The organism is Occallatibacter sp., assembly GCF_049802275.1.
Taxonomy (GTDB): Bacteria; Acidobacteriota; Terriglobia; order Terriglobales; family Acidobacteriaceae; genus Telmatobacter.
On sequence record NZ_JBARMD010000010.1, the window covers coordinates 1 to 2,517 of the forward strand.

Annotated in this window: 1 protein-coding gene; it reads left to right on the top strand. The window is 57.5% G+C overall.

The annotated features are described in order from the left end of the window. Positions 1-341: 341 nt before the first annotated feature. A partial coding sequence (locus WA354_RS00305) for a winged helix-turn-helix domain-containing protein (protein ID WP_472811007.1) occupies positions 342-2,517 on the top strand: 2,176 nt, incomplete at its 3' end.

Sequence of the window (2,517 nt, forward strand, 5' to 3'; positions counted from 1 at the left end):
GGTACATAGACGGGGGCGCTGGTCTGCGCAGAGGCTGCGACGGCGCCCAAACTGACGACGGTGGCGATCAGAAGCATTGAGAAGTGGCGGTTCATAAGGCACCTCGTTTTTGAATTTCGGCTGCCGGCTCGGATCTGCCGGCCTGCGATGCTCGTACCTTGCGCGCTTGCCTGGGTTTCCTCAATGCACTGGCAGTCATTCCGAGATGAAAATCCAGTCATCGTCTAAATAACTGAAATGCTGGCGTTTCTACGCCAGGATGTTTTCGCCAATTCCAGCCGATCTTGAAACTGAACTCGTGCTACACTTCCACACCGGGCCCCCTAGAAGGGGGTGAGACGTTGGCAACGCCGACGACCACGAGCCAGGCTTGGCGCTTCGGTGTCTTTGAAGTGGACACGCGCAGGTTTGAACTGCGCCGCAGCGGCGCGCCCGTCAAGCTCCGCGAGCAATCCTTCCTCATCCTGGTCTATCTGCTCGAACATGCCGGCGAGATCGTGATGCGCGAAGAGCTGCGCACGGTGTTGTGGTCCTCCGATACTTACGTGGACTTCGATCACAGCCTGAACACGGCGATGATGAAGCTGCGCGAGGCGCTGGGCGACTCGACCGACACGCCGCTCTATGTTGAGACGATCCCCAAGAGGGGATATCGGTTTATTGCTCCAGTCATACCGATTGAAGATCCGAAGAACGGGCTTGCAGCGCCGAACAATAACGAGACCAACTCACAAGTAGCCGAGTCAACAGCTTTCGCGGAACGAGGGACGCGGCAGATTCTCAGTTATGCGTTGATCGCAGTCGTCGTTTTGGTGGCTGCTGCTTCCATTGCGTTGATGTTCTCGCGCTACGCATCACGGCTGAAGCCTCGGTCCATCCCTGTCTCGTCGACGCTCGCGAGCAAGCGCATCACCAATGGTCCGGGAATCGCCTCGGGCGCAGCCATTTCACCCGATGGGGAATGGATTGCCTATGTTTGGGACGGCCCCGAGCGCAGCTATTTCCAAATCTACGTTCAATTGCTGGACTCTCCGGCGACACCGCTACAGCTGACACACGAAAGATCCGCAGTCCTGGGCACTCCATCGTGGTCGCCCGATGGAGAGCAGATTGCGTTCCTGCGCTGTGGCGTCAAGGATGGAGGCATTTACGTGGTGCCTGCGATGGCAGGAACCGAGCACAGAGTAGCGAGCACCGACTGCTGGATGGGACCGGGTGGCTTGGGGTGGACGCCCGACGGTAAAGAGATTGTGACTGTGGACCGATGTTCTGAGGCTGGACTCATGAGTCTGGTCCGGGTTTCCGTTCTTACGGGCGAAAAGCACTGTGTGATGACCCCGGGCTCTTCCGGCTTTTTCGATGGGATAGTGAGTCTTCGCCTTGCTCCGAACGGAACGATGATCGCGTTCAGGAGTCCGACCAACGGGAAGTGCTGCGACCTCTATTCGATTTCGATCGATGGGGGAATGGCCAAACAGCTTACATTCGAACAGCAACTTGAATGTTCTTTCGAGGCTTCAAAACGATGCGGTGGATACATGTGGACCGCAGACAGTCGATCGATTGTGTTCTACTCCGGCAAATCGAGTGCTTCATGGCTATGGCGCGTTCCGGCGAATGGCGGCCCAATTGAGCCAGAGACGATCTACCCAAATTTCGGGATTCTGTCGAGAGACGGGCGGCGCCTGGTGTACTCGGACACCACAAGCCTTGAACTGCCAACCATCTGGAGAGCGGATCTCGCCGCGCCAGGAGGTCCCGTTGTTCAGACCCGGCGCGTTACCGCCGGTCAGCAGGACCTCGATGCGCAGCCCTCACCGGACAACACGCGCTTGGCCTGGAGGTCTTATCGAAGCGGGTCTTTCGAGATATGGACCGGACCTTCCACCGGGGGAACTTCTGAGCAATTGACCCACTTTGAGCAGTTTGCGGGGTCTCCACGCTGGTCACCAGACGGCAGGCAGTTGGTTTTCGGCGTCTTTAGTACTGGAAGATCAGCAGCCCAGAACTATATTGTCGACGCCGAAGGCAAGAACCTGCGCGCGATTACCGGAGGGCCCTATACAAACGCCGTGGCGAGTTGGTCGCAAGACGGCAAGTCGCTCTATTTCGTTTCATACCGACCGGAAGGGCGACAGGTATGGAGACGCAACTTGGAGAGCGGCAAGGAGCTTCAACTGACTCAGCAAGGGGGCTTCGATCCGTTCGAGTCGTATGACGGCAAGACGGTCTATTACACGAGATACCGCGATCCGGGGCTGTGGAGTATTCCTTCGAGTGGCGGGAAGGAGTCGGTTGTGCTAGCGGATCAGCCGAAGTTCGGCTACTGGGGAGCATGGGCGTTGACCGAAGACGGCATCTACTACCTCGATGCCGAGGCGGATCCAAGGCCGACCATCATGTTTTATCGATTCTCGAATCGAAGTGTCTCTCGCGTCCTCACGCCGGACAAATACTTTCCGAGGTGGGAATGTAGTTTGAGTGCAACAAGGGACGGCAGAGCGCTCTACTACACAC